We start from the raw sequence: 17,176 nt of genomic DNA on the forward strand, positions 1-17,176 counted from the left end.
TAGAACCTCCCCGTATATACTTTCAAGCTCCTTTGTCCGTATATTATTCCAGCTCCGGATATTTTTGTGAAAGCATTTCACTTGCTGCCGATAATCCCTCCTGGTATTTTCCATAAGATTCACTTAACCGGCACATTGCCGGAATAAATATGTCATTGTATCCGCTCATACTGTTGAATCGGCGCAGTTCCTTTTCCAGACGTCCAGCCGGCGTGGTTTCATATTCTTCGGAACGTTTATATGCAAGATAGCTTTCAATTTCTTCATGGTGGTCTGCAATGTATTTTTCTGTTTCACTGACAGCCTCATTTATACTGGATGATGCAGCTTCCATAAATCCACTGCCAGGATTCAGGGTTATCTCGTCAAGATACCTTTTCAGATCATCCGGAATATCAAAATCAGCGCTGTCCAGAAAAACGACGATTGCATTAAACGCCTCCTGCTGCGCATCTGTCAAAACCGGACCATTCAGATATGGTGCAAAATGCAGGCAGAGGAATTTTCCGTAATATCCCGGAAAAGCATCTGTCAGGCGTTCCAAAACCATCTGCTTTTTTTGAAGCCGATGCAGGCTGCCCTGTATCTGTTCCCAATCATGTTTTGTTGCAAGTTCCTGAATCAGCTCCTGTTTTTCCTGTTGGAGAAACATTTGTACGGCCTTCCTGTGGTAAACTTCATTTAACGCCGCCGCATCCCTGTTCGACAGGACATCACGGATATCTGCAACAGAGAACCCCAGAGTTCTTAAAACAGAAACTTTTTTCAAAACAGCAATATCCCCGTCTGAAAAACTGCGGTATCCATTCTCCTGTATGGCCGGAACAACAAGCCCCTGCTCTATATAATACTCAACAGCCTTTTTGGTTAAGGAACATTCCCTGCACACTTCATTGATCAGCATATTCTCACCTCCAAAAATATGATAAACTAACCCCCAGGGGAACAGTCAATACTTTTATAAAAAAGAATGCGCTATGCGCATTCTCCGCGCGCGGACGGATTGCGCAGCAATAAACATCAACCCCGCGAGCTGCGCATATTATTTTTTGTCTTACAGGAAAGACACTTTTACACTTTAGCGTGGCAGGGTCTTTCCTGTAAGATGAAAAAACAGTCTGCATACCCAACCGCAATGATGGCTGTTTCTCACCCCATGTCATAAAACGACTGTTATTCAGGAATGAAAAGCAAAAAAGAGCCCGTGATCAGCCCTTTCTATTGATACTTGTTCCTTTACTTTTTACCGTTTTGTCTGCGAATATCAACCGGCCCTTTTCACACTTACTCCATCTCCAATCGTGACACCGGCTAAAATAACAGCTTCATAACCAATCCAAACGTCATTTCCTAATAAGACCCCGCATTTGTATATTTCATACAGGAACAGACTGCATCATACCGGGTGTTATAAACACCCAGTCTCTTCTTCCTTTTAACACAACTGCCCAAAGACCAAATCCATACTTTTCGTAGTTCTCTAAATTCCACGCAACTTACAAAAGGTTCTTTCTATATTCCGGTATCATATGGTATCCTCCTGCTTTTCTGCACAATCATGTAACTTCAGATTTTCTATTTTAAACCTTTCATCATACGAGACGAAAGCAGGCATTCATCTCCATTGACCATATAAATCACCCGATTCTGAAAATCAATTTCCCTGATATTGTCCCTGTTTACCAAAAATGAGCGGTGGCAGCGGTAAAATCGCCCATCCACCTCTTTTTCAATCTCTTTGATTTTCCCCGGAAATTCCATCTGACGATTTTTGCAATGCAGAATAATCTTATGCACATTCGGAGAAGTCTGAAAAAAGAGAATATCGTCATAATCTACAGTAAATACCTTTTCATTCACTTTCACAGAAAAATTTGCATGTACTTTATTATTCACAGACGCAAATCTCTGACCTGCCTTGAGGATGCAGTCATAGATTCTTTTTCCCAGTTCTTCCGGGGCATCTTTCAAAATGAAATCCAGCGCTTCTAATTTATAAATAAAGGTCATATAACTCATTTCCGAATGGGTGGTAACAAAAATAATAAATCCTCTTGGATCGTATTTCCTGATTTCCTGTGCCAGAGTCAGTCCTGTCATATCTGTGCCCAGGGCAATATCCAGAAAATATATCCCAACCTCTCCGGTTTCTTTCACTTTTTCAAGGATTCTGTGGGGATCTTCAGAAACACAGGCAAGTTCCATGTCCAGGTCTTCCATAAGGACAATATTTTCAATCACCTGCCGCATTTTCTCTCTTTCCGCTTCTATATCTTCACATATATATATTTTCAGCATACTGCATTTTCTCCTTACCATAGCAAAAACAAATCTTTCCGGCCGGCTGTACCGGAAAGATTTCTTTTTTGATATTATACGAAATGCCTGAAATTTGTCAATAAAACGTATACCAGTCACCATCATTCCGCATATTTTTAACATACCGCTGAACCCAAAGGAACCGGACAGTTTCTCTCGGTTCAGGCAGGTGTTAAAATCATACCTCAGTTCTTCATAAGTTCTAAGAATGTATCTTCCAGAGTTTCACATGCCTCATAAAGTCCTGTCATTACCACATTGTGCGATGCCAGTAATTTTGCCACATCATTCTTTTCATCGGCGCCAATCCTGATTCGAACCTCCTGTCCGTTCTGCAAAACCACATGATATCCATTCTCCTGAAGAATTTTCTGTGCTGTTTCTGTATCCAGGCTTTCTATTACATAAGTAATCTGTTTCTCCTTTTTATCATCGTGGAAATCCATAAACTGAATGACTTCACCTTTTTTGATGATAATGGCCCTGTCACACATTTTTTCCAGTTCCCCCAGCAGGTGACTGGAAATCAATACCGTAATCTTCTTTTCATTTGCTATTTTCCTGATATATTCACGGATTTCATAAATACCTTCCGGATCCAGTCCATTGGTGGGTTCATCCAGTATCAAAACATCCGGATCTTTTAATAAAGCCTGAGCAATTCCCAGCCTCTGTCTCATGCCAAGGGAGTATGTTCGGACGTTCTTATTTGCAGCATCCGCAAGTCCTAACAGTTCCAGAAGCTCTTCTGCCTTCTTTTTCCCTGCGCCATTTAACCGGGCAAAGTACATCAGATTCTGATATCCCGTGCTGTATGGATAAAATCCAGGTGTTTCAATCATGCAGCCAATATCTCTGACACCGCTTAAATCCACTTCTCCGGTATAATCCCTGGTCAGTCCCACCAGGATTTTCATGATACTGGTTTTCCCGGCTCCATTGGGCCCAATCAGCCCCACAATCTCCCCGCTTCCCAGTTCAAAGGATACCTTATTTAAAATCTGAAAGTCTTTTGCTTTTTTACTGACATTTTTAACTTTTAATACACTTTTCATTTTTCTGTCTTCTCCTCCCGATCCTGCTCTTCTGATTTCCCTGTTCACCTGACAGCCTTATAAGAGAAATGATTCTGCAATTTCTGTTATCCGACCTCTATTATAAAACAAAAATCCCTGTTTTCCATTTTCTGTCGTAAACGACCGTTTTTAAATCATAAATGCGGCTTCTCTTGCCAATTTACCCATAATGAAGTATAATAATCCAACATCAGGATACCTTTGGAAGTTCTGGCACTGAGTTTGTACCTTAAGGAGTTTTTTTATGGATACCATTTATTTAATTTCTTCCGTATCATGTGCGCTTATGCTGACCTGTGACATTTTTGTACTGGTTCACCCACAGCTTTCCCTGAAAAAGTACCTTATTTTCTTTTTTTCATTTTCTGCACTTTTTTACATACAGATGTATTTTACCTTTTATCCCATGCTGTTTGTGACACTTGCGGTAAATTCTGTTCTGCTGGCAAAATTTACTGAGAAATTATACTATGTTTTTTATGTTCCCCTGGGCTATATTGTAAACTGCATTTCCCTCAATTTGTTTGGGCTTGCCCTCAATCTTTTACTGGATATTTCTGTAAAAGAATTAAACGCTGATAAACTCCTTTTAATCCTATATACGATCCCTGTAATAGCGGCGTCCTGTTCTGTTCTTTATCTGGTCAGACGGCTGTTTCAGAAATATCTTATGGACACTTTTGAAACCATGAACAAAAAGCTGCTCATTTTCATTGCTCTGACCCTTTTGCTCTGTGCTTTTATGGTTTTCATAATGGCTTCTTTTTTTGACAACATAGATATCACTCACAGAGAATACCTTTTAATGGTCTCTTCTCTTATCCTTTATTTTCTGTTTACAGTCAGTATGATTTCCATCGTACTTCATGCAGCCATACAAAATTATGAAGCCCGGAAAAAAGTGGAATATCTGGAAAATTTAAATGAATACACCAGAAATCTGGAACTGGTATATGACAGACTGCGTTCTTTCAAGCATGACTACGTCAATATCATGGCTTCCCTGGCTGCCTATATTGATGAGAAAAAATATGATGAGCTGGAAATCTTTTTCCATGAACATATTTTACCAATGCAGAAAGACCTTACGCAAAAAAACGGGGCTTTAAACAACTTATTACATGTCAGAATACTGGAGCTGAAAAGTATTTTATATGCCAAACTTCTTCTGGCCGTCAATCAGGATATTGAAGTGAATATTGATATCCCCGACGAAATCGACTCCATTCACATGGATCCTGTTGACCTGACCAGAATGCTTGGAATTTTTCTGGACAACGCCATGGAGGCATGTCTGGAAACAGAACATCCCCTTCTTAATTTCCATCTGGGCAAAATGAATCAGGACACCGTATTTATCATATCAAATACCTTTACTGACAAAGGGCTTTCCGTAGCTCAGATGTACAAAAAGGACGTGACCACAAAGGGAGCCGGACATGGCATAGGCCTTTCCAGTGTGTCTGAAATCCTGAACCGCTATGACAATATTTATCATGAAACTTCCATAACAGACGGCCTGTTCATACAACAGGTTCAGATATCATAAAACGCATGTGCAGGCATTTTATGATATCTGCTTATGAAAGACCGGCCTGCCTTTTATAAATCTTTTTTCTGCAAAACAGTCATACCGGCAATGGAAAAGACAGTACCTGTGATAATAAACACTGCCATGTTTTTGATGCTCCAGTCCTGATACATCAGGAACTGATCCGACAGACAGAACGGAACATAATCCATTACTTTCCCCATGGCTGTTATTTTCTGTCCGATCAGCTGTAAAATACCCGGCATTACCCAAAACAGTATGATCAGGTAAATAAAAGGCGTAATCGTTGTGTTCAGAAAACATGTAAGCATAACTGCCGTTGCTCCCACGGCAAATCCATAAATCAGATAAATCAGCATTTCCTTTCCAATGGTTCCAACCAGCATCACGGGTGTCCAGGGCTGTTTACAGATGATTAACGCAATGTCATATAAAATTCCCCCGCATAACCCAATCAGCATACCGCAAAGAGCTATGCTCACAATTTTTGCCATGATAATCTGGTTTCTGCTGCCTCTGGATGTAAAAACAAATGTCACTGTTTTCAGATCAAATTCTTCTCCCAGACTCCCTGCGGCTAAAAACATAATTAAAATACTGGCAAAGTTTCCGAAAAATGCAATGACATTGTGTACCCCAAAACTGTCCGGATAACTGTATGCACCGTATGTCATCCCTCCGCCCATAACCAGCACCATGAGCAGTCCCGACAGGAACGTTCTTTTTTTCAGTAATTTTGCCAGTTCCAGCACTGTAATATCTGTTATTCTCTTCATAACTGTGCACCTCCTTTCGATCTGATCCCATTATAATCTTTTTCCCTTCCCATGCCCGTTTTTTTCCTAAACGGGCATAAATCTGTCGTAAACGCAGGACTGTTTCAGTAAAGAGCCCTGCGGACAATCTCCAGTACAGCAGAGGAATCATAATCCTGCCGAAGCAGAGCGGACAACATCAGGGAAAACAGGACGTCCGCAAATTTTTCCACTGTAAACTGCTCCGTAAAGGCGCCGGCCCGAATCCTGGAATCCCGTTTTAAGACAGAACACAGTTCCTCCGGGATATGCTTCCAGGCCTGCTGCATTCTCCGTTTTCCATCCGCTTTATCCTCCTGCATGAAACCCAGGGAGTGCAGTGTAAAAAAACCGGGATATTGCCTGCATCCATATTCCATCCGTTCGTATATCCAGATGATACAGGCCTGGGTATCCTGAAACACTCCTGTGTCCTTTGGACGATGAAAAATTCCGCACCAGACGCTTTCTGCCGCTGCACTCACCAGCGCAGCTTTAGAATCAAAATAATTGTAAATGGAGCCCACCGATACCCCGCAGGCCGCGGCAACAGAACGGATGTTAAGGGCCGACCACCCCTGCTGGCGGATGAGCTCCCGGCTGGTTTTCAGAATATCTTCTTTTGATGTTACAACTGTATTCATTATCACTCCCGAATCAGCGTATACAGATTCCCTTCCCCTTCGTTCATTCCGTTAAAATATGTTATACTGTTTAAGTCGTATCTGACTGCATAGGTAATACCGCCGCCTCCGTCTCTGGTTCCCAGCACCTTAACCACACCCGACGAGGGAATCGTAAGGGTAACGGGTTTGTTTTTTATCATAAAAGGATCACCCAACGGCACATCATCCACCAGTACCTGCACATAGTCTCCGTCTTCAGCAGCATAATCCCATATATGCAGCTCTGAAGTATCTTTCTTCGAGGAGTGTGTAATGATGTGATCCTGGCCTGGCATCTGCTGATCTTTCATCAGAAGCCTTGTTCCCACTTTCAGTTCTGCGGATTCTCCCTTTTCCAGAGCTTCTGCCGCTGCGTCAGATGTATCCACAACAGAAGTGCTGTTCAAAGTGCTCAGAGCAATCAGGGCAGCGATGAACACGCCAAGAAATGCCAGCCCTGTCCTTTTCAGAATCCTGTTGAGCCCTGAACTTTCTGCTCCGGTTCCTGCAGCATTCCCCTGTGTTCTCTGAAATTCATTTCGGTTTCCGTTTCCGGCAGAATCTCCGGCATAATTTCCGGAAAATCTCTCTGACTGTGTTGTCTGCGTATTCTCTCTCAGTCGTGTATCACGCATCGTTTCTCCTCCCAAACCTTGCCGGTTTTTTATGAAAATACCAGCACATAATAAGCCTTCCGGCCACAATTTCTCCAATCATAAGCAGTATAAACATCCGGTGTCTTTCATCATTCTGTATTTCAAACCCATAATTCAGCAATTCTTCTGCTATCACCAGAATCAGCATATCCACCGTGAAAATTTTTACATAAGGATACAGCCATGGAAAGAAACGAAAACACCGGCGGAAAGGCGGAATCAGCATGGTCAGCGAGATTACCAGACTTATCACCAGCAATACCTCCGCTCCCCCTGTCATCGTTGCATACCCTGTTGTCAGAATTTCTGCAATATCGCTGTAAGGCACCAGGATAACTGCAGGTGGCAGAACCAGTACGATCCACAGCACTACAGCCAGAAACCAGACAACTGCTGCCAGAATGGAAAGTGCATTCCACAACTTTTTCATAATGAAATCACCTCCCTGATATCATTTTCTGTAATCATCATCAAATCCTCCGCGTCCATTTCTCCTTCACTGCTCAGACGCAGCGCCTGTGCGTTCAGAGATTTCTCAAACACATTTCTGACAAACCTGCCGTTTCCAAACTGAGGCTGTTTTCTTCCTGTCTCAAATACATTCCTCAGCAGAGCTTCAGCCGACGGGTGCAGCATATACCCCTGCTCGGAATACATCTTTCCTGCGATAGCCATCAGTTCATCTGTCCCATAATCCTCAAATTCTATGATATTCGGAAATCTCGACTCCAGCCCTGCATTCTGAGCCAGGAAATTCTGCATGTCATGGCTGTATCCTGCCAGAATCACAACCAGTCTGTCCCGGTTGTCATCCATCATTTTTACCAGTGTATCAATGGCTTCTTTGCCGAAATCGTTCTCTCCGCCCTGGGCCAGAGAATATGCTTCATCTATAAAAAGCACACCGTCCAGGGCACTTTCTGTAACTTCACGGGTTTTCATGGCAGTCTGCCCCACATAACCGGCAACCAGGCCGGAACGGTCCGTTTCCACCAGTTTATTTGTATGAATCACTCCCATATTGGCCAGCACATTGGCAACGGTCCGGGCCATCATGGTTTTTCCGGTTCCCGGATTGCCCATAAAAATCATGTGCAGCGTCTGGGTACTGTTTATTTTCATTCCCTGTTTTCTGCGTTCTTCCTGTACTTTCAGACGGGCATTCAGGCTGCGGATATACCTTTTCACAGATTCCAGCCCAATTACCCCGCTCAGATCCTGCTCCAGGTCATATACTTCTGTCTTCTGAGTATCAGAAGCAATATCTTCCGGTATCAGCAGTATCATATCCTCCTCAGAAACATCGGAAACTGCAATTCTGCCGGACTGCCTGCGGACGATTTCTTCCACAAAATTCCGAATCATTCTTCCGTTTCCTGATGAGGCGCGGGAATGTTTTTTCAGGGTAAATATTTCTTCTTTTAATACAGGTACTGCTGCTTCTGAAAGGCAAAAGCCCTTTTTCTGAATCATATCTTTTCCGATTTCAAAAAGTTCTTCTGCCGTATAGTCCGGAAATTCTATCTGCAATGGAAATCTGGATTCCAGACCGGAATTGGCCTTCATAAAATCTTTCATTTCTTTCGTGTAACCCGCCAGAATCACCAGGATTTCTCCCCGGAAATCTTCAATCAGCTTTACCAGCGTGTCAATACATTCCTGTCCAAAGCTGCCTCCGTCATTCATAATGGCATAGGCCTCGTCCACAAACAGCACGCCTCCCAGGGCGGATTTAAACACTTCTTCTGTCTTTTTCGCTGTATGGCCCACATATTCCGCCACCAGTCCCCCTCTGTCTGTTTCCACCAGATGGCCGGATTTCAGCAGCCCCATGGCATGGAACATCTCAGCAACCACACGGGCAATCGTAGTCTTTCCGGTTCCGGGATTTCCGCTGAATATCATATTCAGAGACTGGGTCGTATCAACTTTCAGTTCTGCTTTTTTCCGTTTTTCCTGGGCCAGAAGCACATTATACTGGCTTCTCACAACAGATTTCACCTGTTCCAGGCCGATAATGCCTTTCAGCGCTTTTTCCAGGTCAAATTTTTCTTTCTCTTCCAGACCAAAATCAGAGCTGGTCAGAAGTTCCAGATTCTGGCTGGCATCCGCCACAATTCTCTGGGACTGTTTTAATATGGCGGCTTCTGTCAGGTTTCTCACCAGGCGGCCGTTTCCGCTGTCATTCCGCCCTCTGATCTGGCGCTTTTCAAATTCTTCCAGCAAAGGCTCCCGGCAGTCCTCTGCCAGCACATAACCTTTGCTTTTCACGGTGACTTCAGCAATCCGGTACATTTCCTCCGGTGTATAATCTTCAAAATTGATCTGATTGGGAAATCTGGATTTCAACCCCGGATTCGTTCTGATAAAGTCCTCCATCTCATCTTCATAGCCGGCCAGAATAACCACAAGGTTATCCCTGTTATCTTCCATCCCTTTTACCAGTGTGTCGATTGCTTCCACGCCGAACATATCGTTTTCGTCCCGGCACAGTGCATAGGCCTCGTCAATGAACAGCACGCCTCCGATTGCCGATTTTATCACATTTGAAGTCAGCACTGCCGTATGGCCCACATACTGCCCCACCAGTTCAGAACGGCTGACTTCCCGCAGCTGCCCGGAAGTCAGCACCCCTATGGCTTTCAGGTATTTTGCCACAATCCGGGCGATGGTGGTTTTTCCGGTTCCGGGATTTCCTGTAAAAATCATATGCATTGAGATATCAGCTGCCTTCAGTCCCCGGCTCTCTCTGAGCTGCTGGACTTTCAGGTTGTTTTCCAGATTGAGCACATATTCTTTCACCGAATCAAGTCCGATAACCTCTGCCAGTTCCTGTTTCACCTGTTCGATTCCTGCTTCGTCATAGCGTTTCTGGAAATCTTTCAGCCAGATTGTCCGCCCGTTTTTCATGAAATATCCGTCTTCATAGCCGATAACCGCCCGTTCTTCTCCATTTGCAGGATTCTGCAGACGGTATTCCGCCAGCGGTTTGTATATATTTTCCTCTATATTAATCTGCAGTCCCCTGATACCTTCAGCCAGACTGTACTCCTGCCTGAGCTGCTCCGTAAAGGTGGTTTCCATCTCCAGACGGATCTGAAGATGCTGCATGGTTTTCTTCCGGAATTCTTCCGTCAGTCCTTTTATCACTTCTCTTATTTCATCTTCTCCCAGGTGCTCAAGACATATGATATCCCCCAGTTTTCGGATGAAATCCTGCCCCAGAATCTCTGACACCCTGGTTTCCCCAGCACTGGAAGTAAATATAAAATATTTCCCCCGTGCTGACAGCACAAGATTCCGCCCTGTATTTCCTGCAGGCAGACGGCAGAAGCCTTCGGAAATTATTTTTATAACAGTATCAATATCTCCGGCATTAATCTGTTCGATATCTTCAAAGACAACAATTTCTGACGGGCCTGCCAGAGCCTGCTGCAAATCTCCCGTAAACATGGCGCTGTCTGATTTTCCCTGATAAGCTGACATATCCAGTTTTGAAATATCCGGATAAGATATAATGCCTCTCTGTTTCAGGAGCCGGCCTGCTACTGCCGCCGCTGTAACCTTGCCCCTGCTTTCTGTTCCGGTTATCAGTATGTTATTTTTTGTTTTCCGCAAATCATAGCCCATAACGAAAGGACGTTTGAAAGCCTGACAAAGCATTCTCACATCTTTCGGCATACCAATCCAGTGGTTCCGAAATTCCCGCTCAAATCCTTCAAATTTCTGTTCCGCCCTTTCGGCGTTCATCACACCGCCGGATGAAGCATGAAATCCCTGCTCTGTTCTGTGCATCTCCTCCGCAGAATAAGCGGAAGTGCTCAGAACGGAATCCATTCTCTGCTGAACTGCCGTATTCCCGTTATGGACCGTATATGTGCCTGCCTCCACCGTCTCTCTGTTATCTCTTCTTCTGCGTGCGATAAATCCCTGTTCCCTGGCTGCATCCACTATCTGCATTTCCGGGAAAAGAAACCGCAGTATATTTACCATGTTCCGGTTCATTTCTGTTCTCCTCGACATTTTGCTCACTTTTTTATAATTCTACAATATTCTACCATAAAACCACGTAAAAAGAAAACAAAACCTTTCTCATCTCTTCTGGAACAAAATGACATGTTCTGACCATGCAGCCGCCCATAAGAGAAAAAAATACCGAAAAAGGAATTTCTCAGACGAGTTTCCTATTTCGGCATTTATTTTCATTTATCCTGATTCTGAATTTTTTACGGAAAACAGGATTTCGTGTTCACTTTTCCTTCTGTTCTCTGTTGCGGTACTGTACCGGAGTCATCCCGTATCTTTTCTTAAAGAGACGGTTGAAGTGCTCCACATTCTGGTATCCTACGCTTTCCGCGATACTTTCTACGGTCATGCTGGTATTTTTCAACAGGGAACGGGCTTTTTTCATCCGGACATTTTTTACAATATCTCCGAAAGTTTTCCCGGATTTCTCCCGGATGTATTTGGAAAGATAGGGTTTGGACAGATGCATTTTTTCTGTAAGCTCATCCAGTGTCACTGTCAGGTAATGCTCCTGAATGTAATTCATAATCTCATTCAGCCTGTCATCCCGGCCCTGCTGGGTCTGCTGAATCTGTTCCAGTTTATTTACAGCCACGCAAAGGGCCTCAATGGAAGATTTGATGATATCCTCGTCAATTCCCACACCCCAGTACAGCTGGCCATTGCAGGAAATTCCCACATAGGATACGGCTTTGGCAGAAGATCCTCTGGACAGGGAATGTTCTTCGTATACGGACAGTTCATAGCTTACATTAAAATACTGCTTCAGTGCATTGCTCACCGCGTCCAGACGTCCGTTTCCGTTGCCTGTCACACTTCGTTTCTTCCCGCCATGATTCACTGTCACTTCTGCCAGCATACCGTTTTTCTGCCGGAAATGGCATTCCGGAATCTGGAAATGAGGCATATGTTCCACATAATGTTCTTCAAAAATCTCATATACCAGCCGGGGAGACAGTTCCATGTGCCGGTGGTCTGATACCCCTTTGACCGTATAGCCCACTTCCTCTTTCATTTTGTCCGGAACCGTAATACCGTAATTCTGTTTCAGAATATAGCTTACGCCGCCTTTTCCGGACTGGCTGTTGATACGAATCACATCGGAATCGTAGGTCCGCCCTACATCTTTGGGGTCAATGGGCAGGTAAGGCACCGTCCAGGCTCCGCTTGGATTTTCCTCCCGGCAGGCCATTCCCTTGGCAATGGCATCCTGGTGAGAACCGGAAAAAGCAGTAAACACCAGTTCTCCGGCATAGGGCTGTCTGGGTGATACCTGCATTCTGGTACAGCGCTCATACGTTTCTGCAATTTTGGACATATTGCCAAAGTCCAGCTTCGGATCTACTCCATGAGAAAACATATTCATGGCAAGTGTTACAATATCCACATTTCCGGTACGCTCCCCATTTCCAAACAGGGTTCCTTCAATTCGGTCTGCTCCCGCCAGAATCCCGAATTCCGCATCGCAGATTCCCACGCCTCTGTCATTGTGGGGGTGGAGAGAAAGCACCACATTTTCCCGGAATTTCATATGTCTGCTCATATACTCCACCTGTCCTGCAAAAATATGAGGCATGGCATTTTCCACTGTAGTGGGCAGGTTGATGATAGCCTTTTTCTCCGGCGTGGGCTGCCACACCTCAAGAACTGCGTTGCATACCTCCAGGGCATAATCTATCTCTGTTCCGGAAAAACTTTCCGGACTGTATTCAAAGGTGAAGTTTCCTTCTGTCTCTTCCGCCAGCTTTTTCAACAGTTCTGCTCCGCTGACTGCAATATCCAGAATTTCTTTTTTGCTCTTTTTAAATACCTGCTCCCGCTGAGCCAGGGAAGTGGAGTTATAAAGATGTACCACAGCATGAGGAGCGCCTTTTACCGCTTCAAATGTTTTGCGTATAATGTGTTCCCTGGCCTGGGTCAGCACCTGCACCGTCACATCGTCCGGTATCATATTCCGCTCAATCAGCGCCCGCATGAAATTATATTCTGTCTCAGAGGCAGCCGGAAATCCCACCTCTATCTCTTTAAATCCCACATCCACCAGCAGCTGAAAAAACTCCAGTTTTTCTTCAAGGCTCATAGGCTCAATCAGCGCCTGGTTTCCATCCCGCAAATCCACGCTGCACCATATGGGAGGTGCGGTAATATATTCTTTTTTCACCCAGTCATAAGTGACTTCCGGGGGCATAAAATACTGTCTTTCGTATTTCTCAAAATTCTTCATTCTCATTCCTCCAATGTTTTGTTGAATACATTTCCCGTTATTTTTATTCTGCTGGAAAATATCTTTCATATTCCAGTATGGCAAGGTCTTTCCTGCAGAAGAACAAATCGGACAGGTCCGCTTCAGCTTCCTGAATCCCTCACTCATGAGGGACCTGGACGGTTTGCTGCGCGCGAGCGGATTGCGAAGCAATTATCTTCATTTCCGCGAGCTGTGCATCTTAATTTTTATTCTGCTGGAAAATATCTTTCATATTCCAGTATGGCAAGGTCTTTCCTGCAGAATAAAAAAAATCCTGCTTTGCAGGATTCTCCGCCTGCGGCGGGTCGCTTTAGCGACATACTTCAGATTCGCCGCAGTGCGATAAGAGCTTTTTTATCTAACAGGAAAACTCTTTCACACATTAGCGTGACAGAGTTTTCCTGTTAGATAAAAAAATCTTCCATATCTATCATTCTCAAACTGAGGACAATAGAGACGAAAGATATAAAATCCTGCGCGGTACCACTCTGGCTTCATGTATTCACATGCACTTATCGGCACTTCCATGCCTTTCTCTGTAACGGGAGAACCCGTCCTGACTTACTGTTTCTCTTCTGCCTGATAATTTAAGAGAATATTCAGCCGGAAGCTCCAGGGCCAGTTCACTGCATCATCCCTGCCATTTTCCACCGCCAATGGCTCTCTGTAAGTTCCTCTGCAGCTACTCTTCCCTTTCTCTGCTTTTCACGGGTTTTATCTTATCACAGATTACCAAAATTGTATAGTGATAATTTTAATCAGTTTTATTGATTTATTTTATTATTCCAAAGAAAAGGACAGATTTTCTGTTCTGCTGTTAAGGCGGACAGGTTTACGCAGAATAATGTTCCATCTGCCCCTTTCTTTCCAATACTTTTTCAGACAACACCTTTCTGATGCAGATATTTCTCTCTGGTTGCCAGACCGCCGCGAATATGACGTTCTGATTTGTTCACATCCAGCACTTTCCTTGCCTGGGCTGCAAGGGTGGGATTAATCTGCATAAGACGTTCCGTTACGTCTTTATGTACCGTACTCTTGCTGATTCCAAATTTTTTGGCCGTCTGCCTTACAGTGGCATTTTCCTCAATTATATAATTAGCAATATTAATCGCCCGTTCTTCTATGTATCCTTTCAACGAAATTCCCTCATACACTGTTTTTTTATAATGTATGAGGGAAAAAGGGCGGTTATGACTGAGGATTTACAATTTGTGCTTTCCTGGCGTATCTGTGAAAATAATCATTCTGAAGAAAGCGTAAACTGGCCCACCAGCTCTTTCAGGCTGGCGGCCTCAGCGGAAAGCTGTTCACTTGCAGCCGCGCCTTCCTCAGCAGTAGCGCTGTTGCTCTGTACAACAACTGAAATCTGATTGATTCCTTCGGAAACCCGCTCAACGGATTCTGACTGCTCGCCGGAAATTACTGCAATATGATCAATGGCTTCCACCACAGTCTGAATACTGTTCACAACGCCCAGCAGAACATCTGCTGTATTCTGGGCAATTCCCGTACCAATATGTACTGCGTCCGTGGAGTTTCCAATAAGCTCCGATGTATTTTTCGCTGCCTGTGCAGATTTTCCCGCCAGATTGCGTACCTCCTCTGCAACAACAGCAAATCCTTTTCCGGCACTTCCTGCCCTGGCTGCTTCTACAGCCGCATTCAGAGCAAGTATATTTGTCTGGAATGCAATATCGTCAATCGTCTTCAGAATTTTTTCAATCTCTTCGGAACTGGCCTGAATTTTTTCCATGGCCTCTACCAGAGTCTGCATCTTCTGGTTACACAGAAAAACTTCTTCACCGGTCTGATGAGTCTGGCTTCTGACATCCAGCGCTCCGTCTGCCGTATCTTTCACTTCTTCGGAAATCACACTGATACGGGCTGCCAGTTCCTGTACGGAACTGGCCTGTTCCGCAGTGCCCTGGCTAAGAGTCTGGGCGCTTGAAGATAACTGGCTGCTGGCATTCGCCACTTCCTGCGCAGAATGGTTGACCTGACGCATGGCGCCGCTCAGTTCAAGCCTCATGTTGCGCATGGAAACCAGTATATCCTGAAAACTGCCCACATATACTTCCTCATGCTCCGTATGAACATCCAGATTCTGATTTGCCATCTCGTTGAGCAGATAACTGATATCATTGATAACGATACGCAGTCCCTCCACCAGAGACTGGGTGGTTCTCACAAGCACACCTGTTTCATCCTTGCTGGTAATTTTGGGCATGGGTGTCTCCAGATCTCCTTCCACAAGCAGCTGCATCCGCTTCACACATGCCTTCATGGGTCTGCCGATATTAGTGGCCAGAATCAAAGCAACGATGACTGAAATCAATATGGAGGCTGCAATCACTGCAATATTGATAACCATTGCATCACGTGTGGATGCCAGATAATTGAGCTGAGGTGCGGTCACCGCAATACTCCAGCCGTCTGTCCCTGGTACAGGAGCATAGGCTGCAAACATTTTATCTTCTCCGTTTACATAACTTCCAAAACCGTTTTTTCCCTGACGCATCTCGCTGTGGATTGCTGCCAGTTCCTTAAGCGCAGGATCACTTTTTGCTTCCTCTTCTATATTTTGAACCGTAATTGTGTCAAGGGTGACGTCAGCAATCGTACCGCCTGACTTATTAATCATATATGCTCTGCTGTTTTCACCAACCTGAATGGCTGATACAATATCGTTCAAAAAGGTTTCCCGCGGAACAAAATATACAACACCTGCAACGGACTTTCCATAATTTCCCTGAGAATACAGAGGCGCCGCTACCATAATGGAAAGTTCTCCTGTAACCTTACTGATCAGAGGTTCCGATACATAAACATTTCCCTCCATGGCCTGACGTACATATTCCCGGTCTGAATAATCATTTCCGTCAAAAATACTGATACCATCCGCACCGACAATATTTCCCCGCTGGAAATCATGCATGGAAACACGTTCATCAATAATAACCTGCTTATCTTCCACCGACACTTCAGAATCGGACAGCTGCGGAATACATCCCACTTCCATAACAACGTTCTTATATACTTCCAGTTCCTGCTGTACACGTTCTGCTGCCAGAACTGCTGTCTGGCCCATCATCCGTTCTACTGTGGACATGGTATTGTTATAATTCAGCAAAATGCCTGAAGCCCCGGATGCAACCAGTCCGATGATAACCGTCAGAATAAGGCATGTGGTAATTTTGGTTCGAATGCTTTTCATTTCAATGTTCCCTCCTGCTCACATGGCCGAAATTGTAAGATACCCAGCCAATCCCAAATTATCCACGCAGCCATTACACTGTATAAATGATTCCGTTTACCTGTTACCGTGCCAACTGCCATATAACTCTCCCCGGAGCAGATGTAAAAATATTGAATGAATCATTCAGGACCAGCATATTCAACCATTTTTACTGTTTTTTATAATTATTATAAAAGTTACTGTTACTTTCTGTCAACTACTATCTGCTCTGTAAGCAGGCCGGAATATGTTTCTCTCTCAGAAGAGTTTTTCAACGGAGAAGACTGTGCTGTTGATGTAAAAGTAAAAATGATATACGATGGGAAAGACAATGATATTATCAGCCAGTATGTCACTTTTACAAAGGTATATGACGAACAGGTGAAATTATATAGACGAACCAGGGAAGCAGTTACTAATACAATAAATATTTGTAAAGACAGGAATGTTCTGAAAGAATATCCGGGGAGCAGGGAAAAGGAGGTTGTGGACATGATGATGACATTATTTGACGACGAACAGGTAATGCGTGCTTATGTGTTTACCTGTTTCAGAAACGATAAAAAAGGTGGCTGGAAAATATAAACTTGAAGAAAACGATGCAG

General features: G+C 44.1%; 13 protein-coding genes, 1 pseudogene and 1 other annotated feature. Of the genes and pseudogenes, 2 read left to right on the forward strand and 12 right to left on the reverse strand.

Annotation, left to right across the window (positions count from 1 at the left end):
- Positions 1-43: 43 nt before the first annotated feature.
- The 4 genes and pseudogenes from C805_RS20425 to C805_RS20435 form a co-directional block, all read right to left on the reverse strand.
- Positions 44-904 carry a MerR family transcriptional regulator gene (locus C805_RS20425; protein ID WP_016215900.1) on the reverse strand — a complete coding sequence of 287 codons (861 nt, stop codon included), beginning with the start codon at positions 902-904 and terminating at the stop codon, positions 44-46.
- Between the two features lie 375 nt (positions 905-1,279).
- Positions 1,280-1,354 (reverse strand): annotated as a pseudogene (locus C805_RS27185) (antibiotic acetyltransferase); the annotation flags it as partial.
- Between the two features lie 221 nt (positions 1,355-1,575).
- Complete coding sequence (locus C805_RS20430; RefSeq protein ID WP_016215901.1) at positions 1,576-2,298, reverse strand: LytR/AlgR family response regulator transcription factor; 723 nt, start codon at positions 2,296-2,298, stop codon at positions 1,576-1,578.
- Between the two features lie 206 nt (positions 2,299-2,504).
- Positions 2,505-3,374, reverse strand: a complete 870-nt coding sequence (locus tag C805_RS20435; protein WP_016215902.1) for an ABC transporter ATP-binding protein — start codon at positions 3,372-3,374, stop codon at positions 2,505-2,507.
- A gap of 265 nt (positions 3,375-3,639) precedes the next feature.
- Between C805_RS20435 and C805_RS20440 the strand changes: the two genes are divergently transcribed.
- Positions 3,640-4,944 (forward strand): sensor histidine kinase, encoded by a 1,305-nt coding sequence (locus C805_RS20440; RefSeq protein ID WP_016215903.1) that lies wholly within the window; start codon positions 3,640-3,642, stop codon positions 4,942-4,944.
- A 53-nt stretch (positions 4,945-4,997) separates the two neighbouring features.
- On the opposite strand, the gene C805_RS20445 is transcribed toward C805_RS20440, so the two are convergent.
- From C805_RS20445 to C805_RS20480, 8 genes are all read right to left on the reverse strand, one after another.
- A complete protein-coding gene (locus C805_RS20445; RefSeq protein ID WP_016215904.1) occupies positions 4,998-5,723 on the reverse strand; it encodes an ABC transporter permease family protein in 726 nt (241 codons plus the stop codon).
- A gap of 104 nt (positions 5,724-5,827) precedes the next feature.
- Positions 5,828-6,385: a TetR/AcrR family transcriptional regulator gene (locus tag C805_RS20450; RefSeq protein WP_016215905.1), complete on the reverse strand. Its 558-nt coding sequence runs from the start codon at positions 6,383-6,385 to the stop codon at positions 5,828-5,830.
- A 2-nt stretch (positions 6,386-6,387) separates the two neighbouring features.
- On the reverse strand, positions 6,388-7,041 hold the full coding sequence (locus tag C805_RS25460; protein WP_016215906.1) for a hypothetical protein: 654 nt from the start codon (positions 7,039-7,041) through the stop codon (positions 6,388-6,390).
- The gene (locus C805_RS20460) at positions 7,034-7,492 is read right to left on the reverse strand and encodes an Asp23/Gls24 family envelope stress response protein (protein WP_016215907.1); all 459 of its coding nucleotides are present in this window, start codon (positions 7,490-7,492) and stop codon (positions 7,034-7,036) included. Before C805_RS20460 ends, C805_RS25460 begins: the two co-directional genes overlap by 8 nt.
- Positions 7,489-11,067: an AAA family ATPase gene (locus tag C805_RS20465; RefSeq protein ID WP_016215908.1), complete on the reverse strand. Its 3,579-nt coding sequence runs from the start codon at positions 11,065-11,067 to the stop codon at positions 7,489-7,491. The genes C805_RS20460 and C805_RS20465 overlap by 4 nt, the downstream gene beginning before the upstream one ends.
- Before the next feature lie 244 nt (positions 11,068-11,311).
- Entirely contained in the window at positions 11,312-13,312 is a 2,001-nt protein-coding gene (locus C805_RS20470) for a 2-isopropylmalate synthase (protein WP_016215909.1), read from the reverse strand.
- Positions 13,313-13,782: 470 nt separating this feature from the next.
- Positions 13,783-14,041: a binding site (T-box leader), on the reverse strand.
- A gap of 170 nt (positions 14,042-14,211) precedes the next feature.
- Positions 14,212-14,472: a sporulation transcriptional regulator SpoIIID gene (gene spoIIID / locus C805_RS20475; RefSeq protein WP_016215910.1), complete on the reverse strand. Its 261-nt coding sequence runs from the start codon at positions 14,470-14,472 to the stop codon at positions 14,212-14,214.
- 104 nt (positions 14,473-14,576) lie between these two features.
- Positions 14,577-16,550 (reverse strand): methyl-accepting chemotaxis protein, encoded by a 1,974-nt coding sequence (locus C805_RS20480; RefSeq protein ID WP_016215911.1) that lies wholly within the window; start codon positions 16,548-16,550, stop codon positions 14,577-14,579.
- Between the two features lie 156 nt (positions 16,551-16,706).
- Between C805_RS20480 and C805_RS20485 the strand changes: the two genes are divergently transcribed.
- On the forward strand, positions 16,707-17,156 hold the full coding sequence (locus C805_RS20485; RefSeq protein ID WP_016215912.1) for a hypothetical protein: 450 nt from the start codon (positions 16,707-16,709) through the stop codon (positions 17,154-17,156).
- Positions 17,157-17,176 lie beyond the last annotated feature (20 nt).

It is taken from the genome of Eubacterium sp. 14-2 (assembly GCF_000403845.2).
Classification (GTDB): domain Bacteria; phylum Bacillota; class Clostridia; order Lachnospirales; family Lachnospiraceae; genus Petralouisia.

What these genes read in the sequence shown, in the direction of transcription:
- C805_RS20425 (WP_016215900.1), bottom strand. Translation starts at nt 904, where the DNA reads ATGCTGATCAATGAAGTGTGCAGGGAATGTTCCTTAACCAAAAAGGCT.
- C805_RS20430 (WP_016215901.1), bottom strand. Translation starts at nt 2,298, where the DNA reads ATGCTGAAAATATATATATGTGAAGATATAGAAGCGGAAAGAGAGAAA.
- C805_RS20435 (WP_016215902.1), bottom strand. Translation starts at nt 3,374, where the DNA reads ATGAAAAGTGTATTAAAAGTTAAAAATGTCAGTAAAAAAGCAAAAGAC.
- C805_RS20440 (WP_016215903.1), top strand. Translation starts at nt 3,640, where the DNA reads ATGGATACCATTTATTTAATTTCTTCCGTATCATGTGCGCTTATGCTG.
- C805_RS20445 (WP_016215904.1), bottom strand. Translation starts at nt 5,723, where the DNA reads ATGAAGAGAATAACAGATATTACAGTGCTGGAACTGGCAAAATTACTG.
- C805_RS20450 (WP_016215905.1), bottom strand. Translation starts at nt 6,385, where the DNA reads ATGAATACAGTTGTAACATCAAAAGAAGATATTCTGAAAACCAGCCGG.
- C805_RS25460 (WP_016215906.1), bottom strand. Translation starts at nt 7,041, where the DNA reads ATGCGTGATACACGACTGAGAGAGAATACGCAGACAACACAGTCAGAG.
- C805_RS20460 (WP_016215907.1), bottom strand. Translation starts at nt 7,492, where the DNA reads ATGAAAAAGTTGTGGAATGCACTTTCCATTCTGGCAGCAGTTGTCTGG.
- C805_RS20465 (WP_016215908.1), bottom strand. Translation starts at nt 11,067, where the DNA reads ATGAACCGGAACATGGTAAATATACTGCGGTTTCTTTTCCCGGAAATG.
- C805_RS20470 (WP_016215909.1), bottom strand. Translation starts at nt 13,312, where the DNA reads ATGAAGAATTTTGAGAAATACGAAAGACAGTATTTTATGCCCCCGGAA.
- C805_RS20480 (WP_016215911.1), bottom strand. Translation starts at nt 16,550, where the DNA reads ATGAAAAGCATTCGAACCAAAATTACCACATGCCTTATTCTGACGGTT.
- C805_RS20485 (WP_016215912.1), top strand. Translation starts at nt 16,707, where the DNA reads ATGAATCATTCAGGACCAGCATATTCAACCATTTTTACTGTTTTTTAT.